Origin of the sequence: Palleronia sediminis (genome assembly GCF_004358695.1) — a bacterium.
Taxonomy (GTDB): Bacteria; Pseudomonadota; Alphaproteobacteria; order Rhodobacterales; family Rhodobacteraceae; genus Palleronia; species Palleronia sediminis.
The window spans coordinates 130,776-145,664 of the sequence record NZ_SNAA01000009.1; the positions used below are offsets into that span (position 1 = coordinate 130,776).

The window sequence follows — 14,889 nt, forward strand, 5'->3', positions numbered from 1 at the left end:
CAATAGGTCCGGGAGTGCAACGGGCCAAGCCGCGAGGGACGCAAGACATGGGACGACCGCTGGGAAAGACGGGCCTCGCCGCGGCCATCGCGGGGGCGGCGCTGCTGGGCACGGCGGCCATGGCCGAAGAGCGGACGCAGCCCGTGGTGCTCGAACTCTTCACCTCCCAAGGGTGTTCGTCCTGCCCGCCCGCCGATGCCATGCTGGCGCATATGGCCGGGCGCGACGACGTGCTGCCGCTCGCCTTTCATGTCGATTACTGGGACTATCTCGGCTGGGCCGATTCCTTTTCCGACCCGGCCTTCACCCACCGCCAGAAGGGCTATGCCCGCAAATGGGGCGAGCGGATGGTCTATACCCCGCAGGCCGTGATCGGGGGGGTCGATTCGACCATCGGCTCGCGCAGCCTCGAGGTCGCTGATTTCCTCATGGCCCATTGGTCCGTGCCCGAACGCATCGACATCGACACGCACCGCCGGGGCGAGACGGTCGAGATCACGCTGTCGCCCCATGACGCCGCGGCCGGCCCGCTGCCGCGCGATATCGCGGTGCATCTCGCCCGCTACGACCCGATCGAGCGGGTGTCGATCCCGCAGGGCGAGAATGCCGGGCTGGAAATCGACTATGCCAATATCGTCACCGATTGGGAGCATCTGGCCGAGTGGGACGGGACCGCCCCCATGACGCTCAGCGTGCGTCCGGGCGACCATGCCGCGCTGATCGTGCAGCAGGGCGGGCAGGGGCCGATCCTCGGCGCGCAGCGCATCGGACTGGCCGAGTAGCCCACCGCGACCCGCGATTTTCCGCGAAAAATCGCGCAGGGGATTTTCCGTCGAAAAATCCCGCGGGGCTCAGCCGTCTCGCCGGCGCTCGGGCTTCCAGCGGCGGTGGATCCAGAACCACTGCTCCATGTTCTCGCGCACCACGGCTTCGAGCCGGTCGTTGACCTCCTGCGTCATGGCGACCGGATCGCCATGGGCAACGGGTGCGTCGATGCGATTGCGAAAGCTCAGCCCGTCGGGCGCGCGCAGGCAGTAGCAGGGCAACAGCAGCGCGTCATAGCGCACCGCCCAGGCGCAGGCCGCGACCGAGGTGGGCGCGGGCTGGCCGAAAAAGCTCACATCCGCCCCCTTGGCGTTGTAGAGATCGGTCAGGATACCCACGATCCCCCCGTCGGCGAGGTGGCGCACGAAGCCGGTGACGCCGCGCTTGTCGGTCGCAAAGAGCGGCTCGCCGATGGATTTCAGCGCCGCGACGTAATGGGCGTTGAAGGCGGGGTTGTTCATCTCGCGATACAGCCCCGCCAGCGCGTAGCCGTTGTGGAACATCATCGCGCGCAGCGCGTCGAAATTGCCCAGATGCGCGCAGACCATCACCACCGGGCGCCCCGCCGCGCGGGCCGCGCGCAGCGCCTCGAGCCCCGGCCCGGCAAGCGGCGTATCGGCGACGCGGGCCTTGAGCTCGGGGGCCGAGTAGATCTCGATCAGGGTGCGGCCGACATTGTCGGGCACCGCGCGCACCAGCCGCGCGACCTCGCGCGGGTCGAGATCGGGGCGGGCATGGGCGAGGTTGGCGCGGATGCGCTTGCGCCAGCCAGCAAGCGGCGCGATCACCCGCGAGGCGATCCAGCCCATCAGCGGCACGCGCCGCTCGTAAGGCAGCGCCATCACCGCCCCCAGTAGCGCGCGGATGGCAAGGTCCTGGGCGCGGTCGGCGCGGGGGGATCGGTTCTTGCGGGGCATGGCGTCAGTCTCGGAAAGGGGCGGGCGGCGCAGGTGCGGCGACGGCGACCGGGGCGCCCGCGCGCGTCTCGCGATACCATACATAGAGCCCCGCGCCCGCGATCACGGCCATGCCGATCACGGTCGCGCCGTCGGGTAACTCGGAAAAGACCAGCCACCCCCAGAAGGTGGCGAAAAGCAGGCCGGAATAGCCGAAGGGCGCGACGACCCCCGCCTCGGCCGCCTGCAACGCCCGGATCAGCAAGAGCTGCCCAGCCGCCCCGATGAACCCGATGGCCAGCATCAGCCCGACCGTCCCCGCGCCGGGGCGGACCCAGAAAAGCGGCAGCGCCGCGCTGAGCACGATGGCGCCGAAGATCGCGGTGTAGAAAAGCGAGGTCCAGGCGTCCTCGTTCCGGCCGACGAACCGCGTGGTCAGCGCATAGCCCGCGTAGCAGATCGCCGCGGCCAGCGGCAGCAGCGCCGCGGGGGTGAAGACCGCGGTTCCGGGCCGAATGACGATGAGCGCGCCGATGAGGGCCGCGGCGATGCCGAGAACGCGGCGCGGGCCCAGCCGCTCGCCCAGCAGCAATGCGCCGCCCAGGGTGATGAGGACCGGGCTGACCTCCATCAAGGCGGTGGCTTCGGCCAGCCCCAGATAGGTGATGGCGGTAAAGAAAAAGCCCGTCGCGCCGAACATCATCATCGAGCGCAGCACCTGCAACCGGGGATGGCGGGTGAACAGCACGCCGGGCATCCGTGGCAGGCAGATCGCGGCCACGATGAGCGTCTGCCCCAGATAGCGCGCCCAGAGCGCCATGGCGGTATTCGTCTCGATCGAGATCCGCTTGGCCACCGCGTCCATGGCCGACAGGAAGAACAGCGCCCCGATCATCAGAAGGATGCCGCGCCGGTTATCGGCCGCGATCATGTCGCGCGGGCGCCGCCGGAACGGGCGCGGGCCTTTGGGGCCGGGACGGGGGGCGTCGGTATCGTCATCGGCGCGACGCTAGGATCGGGCGGGGGGGATGTAAATGCGCGCCTGCCGCATCGCCCCGCCCGCGGGCCGCGGGCTCAGGTTTCGGGCATCTGAATGACGATCTCGCCCGCGTCGGCGCGGTCGCGGATGCGGGTCACGATGGAAAGCTGCGCGGCCTCGATTTCGGCTTGGGTGGGGGGGCCGCGGTCCTCGGCCTCCTGACGCAGCGATTCGGCCAGGCGTTTCGACATGTTGTCGAGCAGAAAGGCGACCGAGGCCGCCCCCGGATCGTCCTCGCCCGCGGCGATGGCGGTGATGAGGTCGTCGGGCTCGATGGCCTTGGAAAGCGCGGCGACATCCGTGGCCGCGACGCGCGTGGCGATATCGGCAAAGGTGAATATCTCGGCGCGGACGCGGTCGGCCAGCGCGGCATCCTCGGCCCTCAGCCCCTCGAGCAGTTCCTCGCGCGTGGCGCCGGGCGAGACGTTGAGGATCGCACCCAGCCGCGCCACGCCCGCGGCGGGAAAGGCGCGGGCGGGTTCGGCGCGCAGGTCGGCGGCCAGCGCCACGCCGATGCGGCGCACCGCCTCGGGCGCGATATCGGCGGTTTCGCTGACGGCGAGCGTCAGCCGGCGCGCCCTGTCGCCGGGCAGCTTGCCCAGGAGCGTCGCGGCCTTGCCCACGTCGAGCTTGGACAGGATCACCGCGCCGATCTCGGGGCTTTCGCGCAAGAGCAGCGGTTCGAGCTTTTCGGGGGGCAGGGCCGACAGCACGTCCCACGGATCCTCGGCCCAGATGGCGCCCGACTGGCGCCGCATCCGCGCGGCGAGTTCGGGGCTGATCGCGCCGTCGAGCAGGCCCAGCACCCCCTCGATCCCGTCGGGAAAGACGATGCCCACCTCGTCGAGCTCGGCCGCGAATTGTTCGACCACCGCCCGCAGGGTGGCGCGGTCGACGAAACGCATCTGCGCCATCTGCGTCGTCAACTCTGCCTGGAGCGCATGGGGCAGGGCGTCGAGCGGCAGTTTCGCGCCCTCGGCCAACAAGAGCCGCACGACGATCGCGGCCTTCTGGCGGCGGCTCAGCGTTGCGGGCAGGCCGGGGGTGGTGGCGGGCACCGGCAGGCTTTCGGGTGCCCGGTCGGGGCGCAGGGCGATGTCTGTCTGCATGGAAATCTCCGCCACGGGGTCGTCATGGCGGAGACTAGGGCGCAAATGTTAACGCCCGGTTGCGCGCGGTCCGCGATCAGCCGGTGACGGTGACGCAGGCGCCGCTGGCGTGGTCGTAGGTCATGCCATCGGCACAGCTCATCGCGGTCTTCTGGCCGGTGCACCCGCCCGCATAGGCGAAGACAGGGGCGCCCGCCAGGATGGCGGCGGTAAACAGAGTCTTGAGACTCATCGCGTCCTCCGTTGCTGGGTGCCGAAGACGCTAGCACGGTTTGACGCTACGTCAGATCGCGATTTCGTGTATGCGACGATGCGCCCCGGTCCCGCCGGGGCGCGGGTCAGGCCGGGCCGAACACCCGGTCGAAGATCGTGTCGACATGCTTGGTGTGATAGCCGAGATCGAATTTTTCCTCGATCTCGTCGCGCGACAGCGCGTCCGTCACCTCGGGGTCGGCCAGAAGCTCGGTCTTGAAATCCGCGCCCTGTTCCCAGACCTTCATCGCGTTGCGCTGGACCAGCCTGTAGGCATCCTCGCGGCTGACGCCCGCCTGTGTCAGCGCCAGCAGCACGCGCTGGCTCATCACGAGGCCGCGGAACCGGTGGAGGTTGTCCTGCATCCGGTCGGGATAGATCACCAGCTTTTCGATCAGCCCGGTCAGCCGCGCCAGCGCGAAGTCGAGCGTCACCGTCGCGTCGGGGCCGATGTTCCGCTCGACCGACGAATGCGAGATGTCGCGCTCGTGCCAGAGCGTCACGTTCTCGAGCGCGGGCACCACGGCCATGCGCACGAGCCGCGCGAGCCCCGTGAGGTTCTCGGACAGCACCGGGTTGCGCTTGTGCGGCATCGCCGAAGACCCCTTCTGGCCCTTGGCAAAGAACTCCTCGGCCTCGAGCACTTCGGTGCGCTGCATGTGGCGGATCTCGGTCGCGATGTTCTCGATGCTCGAGGCGACGACGCCCAGCGCGGCGAAAAAGGCGGCGTGGCGGTCGCGGGGGATGACCTGCGTGCTGATCGGCTCGGGCATCAGGCCCAGCTTGTCGCAAACATATTCCTCGACCCGCGGGTCGATGTTGGCAAAGGTTCCGACAGCACCCGAAAGCGCGCCGGTGGCCACCTCGGCGCGCGCGGTCTTGAGACGGCGCAGGTTGCGATCCATCTCGGCGTAGAACCGCGCAAAGGTCAGGCCCATGGTCGTCGGCTCGGCATGGATGCCGTGGCTGCGCCCGATGCGGATCGTGTCCTTGTGCTCGAAGGCGCGCCGCCTGAGCGCGGCCAGCAGCGCCTCCATGTCGGCGACGAGGATATCGGCGGCGCGCACGAGCTGGATGTTGAACGTGGTGTCGAGCACGTCCGACGAGGTCATTCCCTGGTGGACGAAGCGGGCATTGTCGGCGCCCACGATCTCGCTCAGATGGGTGAGAAAGGCGATGACGTCGTGCCGCGTCTCGGCCTCGATGGCGTCGATCCGGTCGATATCGAACTCGACATCCCTGGCCGCCCAGACGGCCTGCGCGTTCTCGCGCGGGATGGTGCCCAGATCGGCCATGGCATCGCCGGCATGGGCCTCGATCTCGAACCAGATGCGGAACTTGGTCCGGGGCTCCCAGATTGCGACCATCTCGGGACGGGAATATCGGGGGATCATGGCGCGCGCCTTCCTGCGTGGGAACCGGGGGGGACGCGCGCGGTCTAGACGCCGCGGCCCGGCGCGGCAAGATGGCGGAAGCCGACAGGGGGGATCATGGGACCGCAGCTTGCCCGGTTCGCGGGCGACTGGACGCTGATGCGCGCGATCGAGGATCGCAGGCTCGGCCGGTCGGGCCTGTTCGAGGGGCACGCGACGTTCCGGCCCGAGGGCGCGGTGCTGCGCTATGACGAGGCGGGCAGGCTGAGCCTCGGGGGGGCCACGATGGCCGCGCGGCAAACGCATCTCTGGCGGCTCGAGGGCGGGCGCATCCATGTCAGCTTTGCCGACGGGCGGCCGTTCCACGATTTCGACCCCGATCTGGCCGAGGCCGCGGCGCGGCACGATTGCGCGCCCGATCTCTACCGCGCGATCTACGGGTTCGGCGACTGGCCCTGCTGGACGCTGCGCTGGCAGGTGACGGGACCGGTCAAGGACTATACCAGCCTGTCGCGTTACCGGCCCGCGAATGCCGCGGGCTGAACGCAAAACGGGCAGGCGCGGCGGCCTGCCCGTGATCGTGTCAGTCGTGCCGCGCGGCGGCCGGGATCAGCCGTAGACGGCGCGTGCCGCGATGGCGCGGGCATCGCCGTGATAGATATCGAGGTCGAGCGCGGTATCGACCGGCATGGCACGAAGCTCGCGCAGGGTGCGGGCATATTCGGCGCGACGACGCGCGCGGTCGCGGAGCGTGCTGATGAGCGTCATCATGAAATCCTCTCGGGCGTTGATAAACGGTCCTGCGGGCGCTAACGGCCCGTGCCCGCTATGTCGGGGCGGCACCCCTTTTCCGCAATGCCCATAGGCGAAATGCTGCCATGCAGCATATGCAAGGCGCGCGCGGCCCGCGCGCGCGCCTCCGACGCCCGGATCAGGACTGTTCACGCGGGCGGAACCCGGTGCCCGGCTCGGTCACGAGGCTCACCCCCACGATGGCCAGCCCCGCGAGGATGAAGCCGGGGATGATCTCGTAGATGCCCGCGCCGCCCAGGAAACTCGCGTTCCAGCCCAGTGCGATCCACGCGATCACCACCGCCGCACCCGTCACCAGCCCGGCGACGGCGCCCGCGCCGGTCATCCGGCTCCAGGTCAGCGACAGGATCACCAGCGGCCCGAAGGCCGCGCCGAACCCCGCCCAGGCGTTCGAGACCAGCCCCAGGACCTGGCTTTCGGGGTCGCGCGCGATGAAGGCCGCGACGATCCCCACCGCGACCACCGCGATCCGCCCGATATTGACCACCTCGCGCTCGGACGGGTCGCGGTCGACCACGATGCGATAGAAATCCTCGGAGAGCGACGAGGACGACACCAGAAGCTGGCTCGAGACCGTCGACATGATCGCGGCCAGCAGCGCGGCAAAGAGGAACCCGGTCACGAGCGGGTGGAACAGAAGGTCGGCCAGGACAATGAAGATCGTCTCGGGGTCGTTCACCTCGAGCCCGTTGCGCACGGCATAGGCCCGCCCGAAGACGCCGACGCCGATGGCCCCCAAAAGCGAGATCCCCATCCAGGTCATGCCGATATTGCGCGCCGTGGCTACCGCCTCGACCGAGCGCACGGCCATGAACCGCACGATGATATGCGGCTGCCCGAAATATCCCAGGCCCCATGTCACCGCCGAAAGCCACCCCAGCAGCGTCAGCCCCTCGGTCAGCGACAAAAAGTTCGGATCGACCGTGGCCAGCGTCTCGCCCGCCTGGTCGAACCCGCCGCCCTGGCCCGAGAACAGCACCACCAGCGGCATGATGACCAGCGCCAGCATCATGATGCAGCCCTGCACGAAATCGGTCAGCGACACGGCGAGGAACCCGCCGAGCACCGTGTAGACCAGAACCACGCCCAGCGTCAGCCAGACGCCTGTCTGATAACCGCCGTCGAAGGCCGATTGCACCAGCTTGCCGCCCCCCACCAGCCCGCTGGCCGTGTAGACGGCAAAGAACACCACGATCACCACCGCCGAAACCATGCGCAGCGTGCCCGAATGGCTGGGAAAGCGGTTGGCGAGGAAACCGGGGATCGTCAGCGCATTGTCATAGCGTTCGGTCTGCTCGCGCAGGCGCGGCGCGACGACGATCCAGTTGACCAGTGCCCCGACGAAAAGGCCGATCCCGATCCAGGCCTCGACGAGCCCCGATGCGTAGAGCGCGCCCGGAAGGCCCAGCAAAAGCCAGCCGCTCATGTCCGACGCGCCCGCCGAAAGCGCCGCGACCCCCGGCGACAGGTTGCGCCCTCCCAGCACGTATTCCTCGGAGCTCGAGGTCGATTTGCGCCACGAATAGAGACCGATCGCCACCATGATGAGGAAATAGATGACGAGGCTGATCCAGATGCCCGTTGCCATGATCGCTCCCTTGTCCATGACCCGAGTTTTCACTTAGGGCGCAAAATCGCCGCCCCGCAAGCGGATCGACGTGCCTTTCGCGCGATCCGGCCTCTTGACGCGGCGCCCGGCGACTTCCCATCTGTGCGCGAACCGCGGCCCCGATCCGGGGCGGCCTCACCGGGGATATCCCATGACCTTCCTGTTCCTCGTGCTGGGGTTCGCCCTTCTTGTCGGCGGCGGCGAGCTGCTCGTGCGCGGCGCCGTCGCGCTGTCGGAACGGCTCGGCGTCTCGCCGCTGCTGATCGGGTTGACCGTCGTGGGGTTCGGCACCTCGACGCCCGAACTCGTCACCAGCCTTCAGGCCGCCGCCGCCGGGGCGCCGGGCATCGCCGTGGGCAATGTCGTCGGCTCGAACACCGCCAACATCCTGCTGATCCTCGGGATCGCGGCGCTGATCTCGCCCGTGGCCGTCACCCGCGCGGCGTTCCTGCGCGATGGCGGCGTCGCGGCGCTGGCCGCGCTCGCGGCGCTGGCCGTGGTGCTGAGCGGCACGCTCTCGCGCCCGGCCGGCGCGGCGCTGGTGCTGGGGCTCGTAGCCTATATCGTCTTCGCCTGGTCGCGCGAACGCCGCGGCGCCACGCCCGAGATCGCCGAGGCGCCCGCGACGGGCGGCCCCGGCCCGCTGCTGGCCATGGTCTTCGCGCTCGGCGGGATCGGGCTGACCATCCTCGGCGCGCGGCTGCTCGTCACCTCGGCGATCGAGATCGCGACGGCCTGGGGCGTCTCCGAGGCGGTGATCGGCGTGACCATCGTGGCCGTGGGCACGTCGCTGCCCGAGCTCGTGACCGCCGTGGTCGCCGCGCGGCGCGGGCAGGGCGACATCGCCTTCGGCAACGTGGTGGGCTCGAACATCTACAACGTGTTCGGCATCCTCGGCGTGACCGCGCTGGCCGCGCCCATCCCCGTCCCGGCCGAGATCGTGCGGCTCGATATCTGGGTGATGCTGGCCGGGACGGCGGCGCTGGTGGCGGTAGCCGCGACGGGTTGGCGGATCACCCGCGGCGAGGGCGGCGCGCTGCTTGCAGGTTACACAGCCTATCTCGGGTGGCTCGCCTACACGATCTGACCCGAGGGGCCGCGTGAAACGCCCGCGCCGGTCTCCTGGCGCGGGCGGTCAAGGCGTGGCGAGGCGGGTGGGACCCGCCTCAGAGCTTGCCCATGACGACGGCGGTATCGACCATGCGGTTCGAGAACCCCCACTCGTTGTCGTACCAGGTCAGGATGCGGCAGAGCCGGCCGTCCATGACGCGGGTCTGGTCCATGTGGAAGATCGACGAATGCGGGTCGTGGTTGAAATCCGACGACACCAGCTTGGCATCGGTATAGCCCAGAACGCCCTTCATCGGGCCGTCGGCGGCCGTGCGGATCGCGTCGTTGATCTCGTCGACGCCGGTATCGCGCCCGGCGGTAAAGGTCAGGTCGACCACCGACACGTTGGGCGTGGGCACCCGGATCGCGACCCCGTCGAGCTTGCCGGCCAGTTCGGGCAGGGCGAGCCCCACCGCCTTGGCCGCGCCGGTCGAGGTCGGGATCATGTTCAGCGCCGCGGCGCGCGCGCGATAGAGATCCTTGTGCATCGTGTCGAGTGTCGGCTGGTCGCCGGTATAGCTGTGCACGGTCGTCATGAAGCCGCGCTCGATCCCCAGCGCGTCGTTGAGCACCTTGGCCACGGGCGCGAGGCAGTTCGTCGTGCAGGACGCGTTCGACACCACCGTGTCACCGGCGGTCAGGCTGTCGTGGTTCACGCCGTAGACGATGGTGCGATGGGCCTCGGAACAGGGGGCCGAGACGAGAACCCGGCGCGATCCGTTCTCGAGATGCATCGCCGCCTTGTCGCGGCTGGTAAAGATGCCGGTGCATTCCAGCGCGATATCGACATCGCCCCAGGGCAGGTCGCGCGGCTCGCGGATGGCGGTCACGCGGATGCGCCCCTGGCCCGCGTCGATCCAGTCCTCGCCCGTCGTGACCTCGCCGGGGAAACGTCCATGCACGCTGTCATAACGCAGAAGGTGGGCATTGGTCTCGACCGGGCCGAGATCGTTGACGGCGACGACCTCGATATCGGTGCGGCCCGATTCCACGATGCTGCGCAGGACGTTGCGGCCGATGCGGCCGAACCCGTTGATGGCGACCTTGACGGACATGGCTTTTCCCTTTCCTCACGGACGCCGGCGGCGCCCCTTTCCGGCGTTGTTGAAGGGCATATTAGCCCGCGCGTCAACCGAGGCTACCGCCAGAACGCCAGCCACCGCAGAAGGTCATTCAATTCCCGCGCGAGAAACAGCGTGGCGCCGGTGCCGAAATGCAGATCGGCCCAGATGGCGGCGATCAGCACGAGACCGAGGACAAGGGCGATGGCATTGCTCATGGCCGCGATATGGCAGAGCACCGCGCGCGGCGCCAGATCGCCCGGACATGGGCGCGCCCGGCGCATCGACCGGCCGTTCCGCCCGCGGCGGCCGCTCGACATGGGTATTTCGGAAAGAGAAGACGTGCAGCGCGCGCCCCTCTTTCTTCTCTTTTCCAAATACCCATGGCGGGACGGGGGCCGCGCGCGTCACGCCCGGCGCGGAGAGATCCGGGCCATTCCCTCGACCTTGGCCATCGCGGCACCGCTGTCGAGGCTTTCGCGCGCCATGGCCGCGCCCTCGTGCAGATCGGCGGCCCGGCCCGCCACGACGAGCGCCGCGGCCGCGTTGAGGCAGACCGCGTCGCGATAGGCGGCCTCCTGCGCCGAGGAGGCCGCGCCCGAGAGCAGCGCGCGGAAGGCGCGGCCGTTCTGCTCGGGTGTGCCGCCGAGGATGGCCTCGAACGGATGGCGCGGCAGGCCCGCATCTTCGGGGGCGATCTCGCCTTCGGAGATCGCGCCGCCGTCGAGCCGGACCACCCGGCTGGGGGCCGCGATCGAGATCTCGTCGGTCCCGTCGCCGCCATGTACCAGCCACGCCCTTTGCGTGCCGAGCCGGTCGAGCGTCTCGGCCATCGGGCGCAGCACCTCGGCCGAGAAGGCCCCGGTCAACTGGAACCGCACCCCGGCCGGGTTGGTCAGTGGCCCCAGGATGTTGAAGATCGTGCGCGTCCCGAGCTCGACCCGCGCGGGGCCGACATGCGCCATCGCGGGGTGGTGCATCGGCGCCATCATGAAGCCGATTCCGATCTCGGAGAGCGCGCGCTCGACCGTTTCGGGGCCGACCATCACCTCGATGCCCATCTGCCCGATGGCGTCGGCGGCGCCCGATTTCGAGCTGAGGTTGCGGTTGCCGTGCTTGGCCACCGGGACGCCCGCGCCCGCCACGACAAAGGCGGCGGCGGTCGAGATGTTGAGCGTGCCCTTGCCGTCGCCGCCCGTGCCCACGATGTCCATCGCGCCCTCGGGCGCGCGCACCGGGCGGCAGCGGGCGCGCATCGCCCGCGCGGCGGCGGCGTATTCGGCCACCGCCTCGCCGCGGGTGCGCAGCGTCATCAGCAGCCCGCCGATCTGGGCCGGCGTGGCGGCCCCGTCGAAGAGCAGCGCGAAGGCGCGGTCGGCCTCGTCGGCGGTCAGGGGGCGGGCGACGGCGGCGGCGATGAGCGGGCGCAGATCGCCGCTCATGCGGGTTCCGCCGCGCGCAGGCCCGCCATCCGCAGGAAATTCGCCAGCAGGGCGTGGCCGTGTTCGGTGCGGATCGATTCGGGGTGGAACTGGACCCCGTGGATCGGCAGCTCGCGATGGGCGAGCCCCATGATCGTGCCGTCGGGCAGGGCGGCGGTGATCTCGAGCGTTTCGGGCAGGCTCGCGCGCTCGACCACCAGCGAGTGATAGCGCGTGGCCGAAATCGGCGAGGGCAGCCCGGCAAAGACGCTGCGCCCCTCGTGGTGGATCTCGCCCGCCTTGCCGTGAACGATCTCGGTATGGCGCAGGACGCGCCCGCCAAAGGCCTGCCCGATGGCCTGATGGCCGAGGCAGACGCCCAGCAGCGGCAGCCGCGCCCGCGCGGCGGCGGCGACCAGCGGCAGGCAGATCCCGGCCCGGTCGGGGTCGCAGGGGCCGGGCGAGATCAGGATGGCGTCGGGGCGCATCTCGAGCGCCTCTTCGGGGGTGAGCGCATCGTTGCGCCGCACCACGACCTCGGCCCCGAGTTCGCCCACGTAATGCACGAGGTTCCAGGTGAAGCTGTCGTAATTGTCGATCAGCAAGAGCATGTCGGCTGTGCCTTTCCCCGGCGATTGCTTGCTTGGCGGCATCGGGCGGGGGTGAACCCCGGTCCGGTCGCGGCTATAGATGGGGCAGCCTGAGGGCGAGGGTCAAGGAACAAGCGGGCGAGGTATCGGGTGAACGGTCTGGTTTACGGTCTGATCTGGGGGATCGCCGTCACCGGCGTCGCGCTTGTCGTGGCGACGCAGATCGTGCCCGAACGCGCGCTGAACGCGCCGCGGACGGCGTCCGACGCGCCCGCGCCGGATGAGGCGGCGGAAGCGTCGGAGGCCGGGGCCGGGATCGACGCGACGCCGGAGGGCGCGGCCGGACCTGCGCCGGAAACGCTGCCCGAACCCGGCGCGGAATCGGAGCCCGAGACTGCTGCGGAGCCTGCGGCTGAAGCGGAGCCCGAACCGGCCGTGGAACCGGAGCCCGAGGCTGCTATCGAGCCTGCGGCGGAACCGGAGCCCGAACCGGCCGTGGAACCGGAGCCCGAGGCTGCTGCCGAGCCTGCGGCGGAAACGTTGTCCGAACCGACGCCTGAGGCTCGGCCCGGCCCGGCGCCCTCTGCCGAGGCGGTGATCCTCGAGGGCGGGACCGCGCCCGAGATCGACGAATTGCCCCGTCCCGGCCGGGCGGGGAATGCGACCGCGCGGCAGGACGGATCGGCGGCGCGGATCGTGCCGCCCGATGCGCCCGCGGACATGCCCGGTACCGGCGCCGAGCCGCCGGCGGCGATGCAGCCCCCCGAACGGCCCGCCGCGCCGCGCCCGGCCGGGGATGACGCGGCGGCCGAAACGGCCGAGCCTGAGGGGGCGGAGGCGACCTCCGGGGGTGACGTCGGGGCGGTTTCGCACACGGATGGCGCGGTCGAGGAAGCGGGGGAGCCCTTGGGCGATACCGCAGGCCCGGGCGCGCCGGTCGAAGCTGCTGACGCCCCGGCCGAGCCCGTGGCGGAGGATGCCGCCGATCTCGTCGACACCGCGCCCGATCCCGCGCCCGGCGCGGCCAGCACGCCGGGCGATGACGCTCCGGCGGCCGAGGACATGCCGCGCGCCTCTGCAACCGCCGAGGCGCCCGAGGCCGGGTCCGATCCCGACAGGGCCGCCGCGATCCTGCCGCCCGAACAGCTACGCCCCGGCGCGCGTGTCGTGTCGGACCGGCTGCCGCAGATCGGCGCGGCCCCGCAAGACGGCGCGCCTGTCGAGGACGCGCCCGAGGCGCCCGAGGCGACCGGCATCGCGCTGATCGACCACGCGGCCGGGTTCGACGCCCCGGCGGGGGCCGCGCTCATGGCGGTGATCCTCGTCGACCGTCCCGGTGCCGCGATACCGCGCGGCCTGCCGGTGACGCTGGCGCTGCCGCCCGGCGACGGCGCGGCCGCGCGCGCGCAGGACTGGCGCGACGCGGGCGGCGAGGTGGCGGCGATGCCCGACCTGCCGCGGGGTGCGACGCCGCAGGATGTCGAGGTGGCGCTCGCCGGCGCGCTCGATCTCGTGCCGGGTGCGGCGACAGTCCTGCCCGCACCCGAGGGTTGGCCGCAGGGCGCGGCGCTGACCCAGGCGATCACCGTGCTTGCGCGGACCGGCCACGGCCTTGTCGGGCGGGGGCAGGGGCTCGACGCGGCGCTGCGGATCGCGGCGCAGAGCGACGTGCCCCATGCCCGCCTTTTCCGCGTGGTCGATGGCGAGGGGCGCGACGCGCGCGCCATCGGGCGGTTTCTCGATCAGGCGGCCTTCGAGGCGCGGCGCACCGGAAGCGTCGTCGTGCTGGCCCGCGCGGAGCCCGAGACGCTCGACGCGCTCGACCGGTGGATCGGCAGCAGCGGGGCCGAGGGCGTGACGCTCGCCCCGGTATCGGCGGTGATCGCGCGGGGCGCGGGCGGGGATTAGGGCGCGGCGAGCCGCTCGTGCAGCAGGGCCATCGCCTCCGCGACCGTGGCGCGCGTCTCGAACAGCGACAGCAGCGAGGTCTCGGCAAAGCCCTGATCGACGACATGGCGGATCAGCGCGATCAGCGGCTGCCAGTAGCCCGCCACGTCGAGCAGGACGATGGGCTTGGCATGCAGCCCCAGCTGCGCCCAGGTCAGCACCTCGAAGAACTCGTCGAGCGAGCCCGCGCCGCCGGGCAGCACCACCACCGCGTCGGCATTCATGAACATGACCTTCTTGCGCTCGTGCATGGTCTCGGTCACGACGAAACGCGTCAGGTCGCGCTTGCCGACCTCGCGCGCCAGCAGATGCGCGGGGATCACCCCCATCGTGTCGCCGCCCTGCGCCTGCGCCATGCGCGCCACCCGCCCCATCAGCCCGATATCGCCCGCGCCATAGACGAGCTGCCAACGCGCGGCAGCGATCTCGCGGCCCAGCGTCTCGGCGGCTTCGGCATGGGCGGGGTCGGTCCCGTCGCGTGCGCCGCAATAGACGCAAATGGCTCGGGCGGGGGGCATGGGCGGTCGCTTTCAATGGATTTCGGGCGCGTTCTGGGGCATTGCTACTGTGCGGCGGGCCATGCGGCAAGCCGAGGGGAAAGCGGACGGACCGGCGCAAACGGGGCCGGGCAGGAGCGTGCGACGTGGGACCAATCGGAACGATCGTGGCCATCGTGATCGGCGGGGCCGCCGTGCTGGGCGGGACGATCGCCGTGCAGCGCGGCGCGCTCGACGGGATGTTCGGCGCGCCCGAGCGTCCGGGCCCCGCGCAGCCGGGCGGTGCCCCGGCGGCGCAGGTCGACCCGGCGGCCCCCGCCCCCGTGGCGGCACCGGCGCCCGACGCG

16 protein-coding genes and 1 pseudogene are annotated in these 14,889 nt (G+C 70.8%); 5 read left to right on the forward strand and 12 right to left on the reverse strand.

Annotated elements, in window-relative coordinates:
- Window positions 1-47: 47 nt before the first annotated feature.
- On the forward strand, window positions 48-782 hold the full coding sequence (locus tag E2L08_RS09735; protein ID WP_240758185.1) for a DUF1223 domain-containing protein: 735 nt from the start codon (window positions 48-50) through the stop codon (window positions 780-782).
- A gap of 69 nt (window positions 783-851) precedes the next feature.
- On the opposite strand, the gene E2L08_RS09740 is transcribed toward E2L08_RS09735, so the two are convergent.
- The 5 genes from E2L08_RS09740 to purB form a co-directional block, all read right to left on the reverse strand.
- Window positions 852-1,742, reverse strand: a complete 891-nt coding sequence (locus E2L08_RS09740) for a lysophospholipid acyltransferase family protein (RefSeq protein WP_168771113.1) — start codon at window positions 1,740-1,742, stop codon at window positions 852-854.
- A gap of 4 nt (window positions 1,743-1,746) precedes the next feature.
- Window positions 1,747-2,652, reverse strand: a complete 906-nt coding sequence (locus E2L08_RS09745) for a DMT family transporter (protein ID WP_206076995.1) — start codon at window positions 2,650-2,652, stop codon at window positions 1,747-1,749.
- Between the two features lie 143 nt (window positions 2,653-2,795).
- Window positions 2,796-3,869, reverse strand: coding sequence for a flagellar motor switch protein FliG (locus E2L08_RS09750; RefSeq protein WP_133396879.1), 1,074 nt, complete (start codon window positions 3,867-3,869; stop codon window positions 2,796-2,798).
- Window positions 3,870-3,945: 76 nt separating this feature from the next.
- On the reverse strand, window positions 3,946-4,101 hold the full coding sequence (locus tag E2L08_RS09755) for an adenylosuccinate lyase (protein ID WP_133396880.1): 156 nt from the start codon (window positions 4,099-4,101) through the stop codon (window positions 3,946-3,948).
- A 106-nt stretch (window positions 4,102-4,207) separates the two neighbouring features.
- Entirely contained in the window at window positions 4,208-5,515 is a 1,308-nt protein-coding gene (gene purB, locus E2L08_RS09760) for an adenylosuccinate lyase (RefSeq protein ID WP_133396881.1), read from the reverse strand.
- 96 nt (window positions 5,516-5,611) lie between these two features.
- On the opposite strand from purB, the gene E2L08_RS09765 reads away from it, so the two are divergent.
- Window positions 5,612-6,037: a DUF6314 family protein gene (locus E2L08_RS09765; RefSeq protein ID WP_133396882.1), complete on the forward strand. Its 426-nt coding sequence runs from the start codon at window positions 5,612-5,614 to the stop codon at window positions 6,035-6,037.
- A gap of 66 nt (window positions 6,038-6,103) precedes the next feature.
- Here E2L08_RS09765 and E2L08_RS17020 read toward each other — a convergent pair whose 3' ends face one another.
- Both E2L08_RS17020 and putP read right to left on the reverse strand, forming a co-directional pair.
- Window positions 6,104-6,262, reverse strand: coding sequence for a hypothetical protein (locus E2L08_RS17020; RefSeq protein ID WP_168771103.1), 159 nt, complete (start codon window positions 6,260-6,262; stop codon window positions 6,104-6,106).
- Window positions 6,263-6,425: 163 nt separating this feature from the next.
- Entirely contained in the window at window positions 6,426-7,895 is a 1,470-nt protein-coding gene (gene putP / locus E2L08_RS09770) for a sodium/proline symporter PutP (RefSeq protein ID WP_133396883.1), read from the reverse strand.
- Between the two features lie 172 nt (window positions 7,896-8,067).
- Between putP and E2L08_RS09775 the strand changes: the two genes are divergently transcribed.
- On the forward strand, window positions 8,068-9,003 hold the full coding sequence (locus E2L08_RS09775; protein WP_133396884.1) for a calcium/sodium antiporter: 936 nt from the start codon (window positions 8,068-8,070) through the stop codon (window positions 9,001-9,003).
- 79 nt (window positions 9,004-9,082) lie between these two features.
- On the opposite strand, the gene gap is transcribed toward E2L08_RS09775, so the two are convergent.
- The 4 genes from gap to E2L08_RS09795 all read right to left on the reverse strand — a co-directional run bounded on the left by gap (window position 9,083) and on the right by E2L08_RS09795 (window position 12,119).
- The gene (gene gap, locus E2L08_RS09780) at window positions 9,083-10,081 is read right to left on the reverse strand and encodes a type I glyceraldehyde-3-phosphate dehydrogenase (RefSeq protein WP_133396885.1); all 999 of its coding nucleotides are present in this window, start codon (window positions 10,079-10,081) and stop codon (window positions 9,083-9,085) included.
- Window positions 10,082-10,164: 83 nt separating this feature from the next.
- Window positions 10,165-10,371, reverse strand: coding sequence for a hypothetical protein (locus E2L08_RS09785; RefSeq protein ID WP_133396886.1), 207 nt, complete (start codon window positions 10,369-10,371; stop codon window positions 10,165-10,167).
- 123 nt (window positions 10,372-10,494) lie between these two features.
- A complete protein-coding gene (gene trpD, locus E2L08_RS09790) occupies window positions 10,495-11,529 on the reverse strand; it encodes an anthranilate phosphoribosyltransferase (protein ID WP_133396887.1) in 1,035 nt (344 codons plus the stop codon).
- Window positions 11,526-12,119 (reverse strand): anthranilate synthase component II, encoded by a 594-nt coding sequence (locus E2L08_RS09795; RefSeq protein WP_133396888.1) that lies wholly within the window; start codon window positions 12,117-12,119, stop codon window positions 11,526-11,528. The genes trpD and E2L08_RS09795 overlap by 4 nt, the downstream gene beginning before the upstream one ends.
- Before the next feature lie 129 nt (window positions 12,120-12,248).
- Between E2L08_RS09795 and E2L08_RS09800 the strand changes: the two genes are divergently transcribed.
- Window positions 12,249-14,006, forward strand: coding sequence for a divergent polysaccharide deacetylase family protein (locus E2L08_RS09800; protein ID WP_133396889.1), 1,758 nt, complete (start codon window positions 12,249-12,251; stop codon window positions 14,004-14,006).
- On the opposite strand, the gene E2L08_RS09805 is transcribed toward E2L08_RS09800, so the two are convergent.
- Complete coding sequence (locus tag E2L08_RS09805) at window positions 14,003-14,563, reverse strand: LOG family protein (RefSeq protein ID WP_133396890.1); 561 nt, start codon at window positions 14,561-14,563, stop codon at window positions 14,003-14,005. The two genes, E2L08_RS09800 and E2L08_RS09805, sit on opposite strands and share 4 nt — an antisense overlap.
- Before the next feature lie 125 nt (window positions 14,564-14,688).
- Here E2L08_RS09805 and E2L08_RS09810 point away from each other — a divergent pair.
- Window positions 14,689-14,889 (forward strand): annotated as a pseudogene (locus E2L08_RS09810) (NADH:ubiquinone oxidoreductase); the annotation flags it as partial.

What these genes read in the sequence shown, in the direction of transcription:
- E2L08_RS09735 (WP_240758185.1), top strand. Translation starts at nt 48, where the DNA reads ATGGGACGACCGCTGGGAAAGACGGGCCTCGCCGCGGCCATCGCGGGG.
- E2L08_RS09740 (WP_168771113.1), bottom strand. Translation starts at nt 1,742, where the DNA reads ATGCCCCGCAAGAACCGATCCCCCCGCGCCGACCGCGCCCAGGACCTT.
- E2L08_RS09745 (WP_206076995.1), bottom strand. Translation starts at nt 2,652, where the DNA reads ATGATCGCGGCCGATAACCGGCGCGGCATCCTTCTGATGATCGGGGCG.
- E2L08_RS09750 (WP_133396879.1), bottom strand. Translation starts at nt 3,869, where the DNA reads ATGCAGACAGACATCGCCCTGCGCCCCGACCGGGCACCCGAAAGCCTG.
- E2L08_RS09755 (WP_133396880.1), bottom strand. Translation starts at nt 4,101, where the DNA reads ATGAGTCTCAAGACTCTGTTTACCGCCGCCATCCTGGCGGGCGCCCCT.
- purB (WP_133396881.1), bottom strand. Translation starts at nt 5,515, where the DNA reads ATGATCCCCCGATATTCCCGTCCCGAGATGGTCGCAATCTGGGAGCCC.
- E2L08_RS09765 (WP_133396882.1), top strand. Translation starts at nt 5,612, where the DNA reads ATGGGACCGCAGCTTGCCCGGTTCGCGGGCGACTGGACGCTGATGCGC.
- E2L08_RS17020 (WP_168771103.1), bottom strand. Translation starts at nt 6,262, where the DNA reads ATGACGCTCATCAGCACGCTCCGCGACCGCGCGCGTCGTCGCGCCGAA.
- putP (WP_133396883.1), bottom strand. Translation starts at nt 7,895, where the DNA reads ATGGCAACGGGCATCTGGATCAGCCTCGTCATCTATTTCCTCATCATG.
- E2L08_RS09775 (WP_133396884.1), top strand. Translation starts at nt 8,068, where the DNA reads ATGACCTTCCTGTTCCTCGTGCTGGGGTTCGCCCTTCTTGTCGGCGGC.
- gap (WP_133396885.1), bottom strand. Translation starts at nt 10,081, where the DNA reads ATGTCCGTCAAGGTCGCCATCAACGGGTTCGGCCGCATCGGCCGCAAC.
- E2L08_RS09785 (WP_133396886.1), bottom strand. Translation starts at nt 10,371, where the DNA reads ATGCGCCGGGCGCGCCCATGTCCGGGCGATCTGGCGCCGCGCGCGGTG.
- trpD (WP_133396887.1), bottom strand. Translation starts at nt 11,529, where the DNA reads ATGAGCGGCGATCTGCGCCCGCTCATCGCCGCCGCCGTCGCCCGCCCC.
- E2L08_RS09795 (WP_133396888.1), bottom strand. Translation starts at nt 12,119, where the DNA reads ATGCTCTTGCTGATCGACAATTACGACAGCTTCACCTGGAACCTCGTG.
- E2L08_RS09805 (WP_133396890.1), bottom strand. Translation starts at nt 14,563, where the DNA reads ATGCCCCCCGCCCGAGCCATTTGCGTCTATTGCGGCGCACGCGACGGG.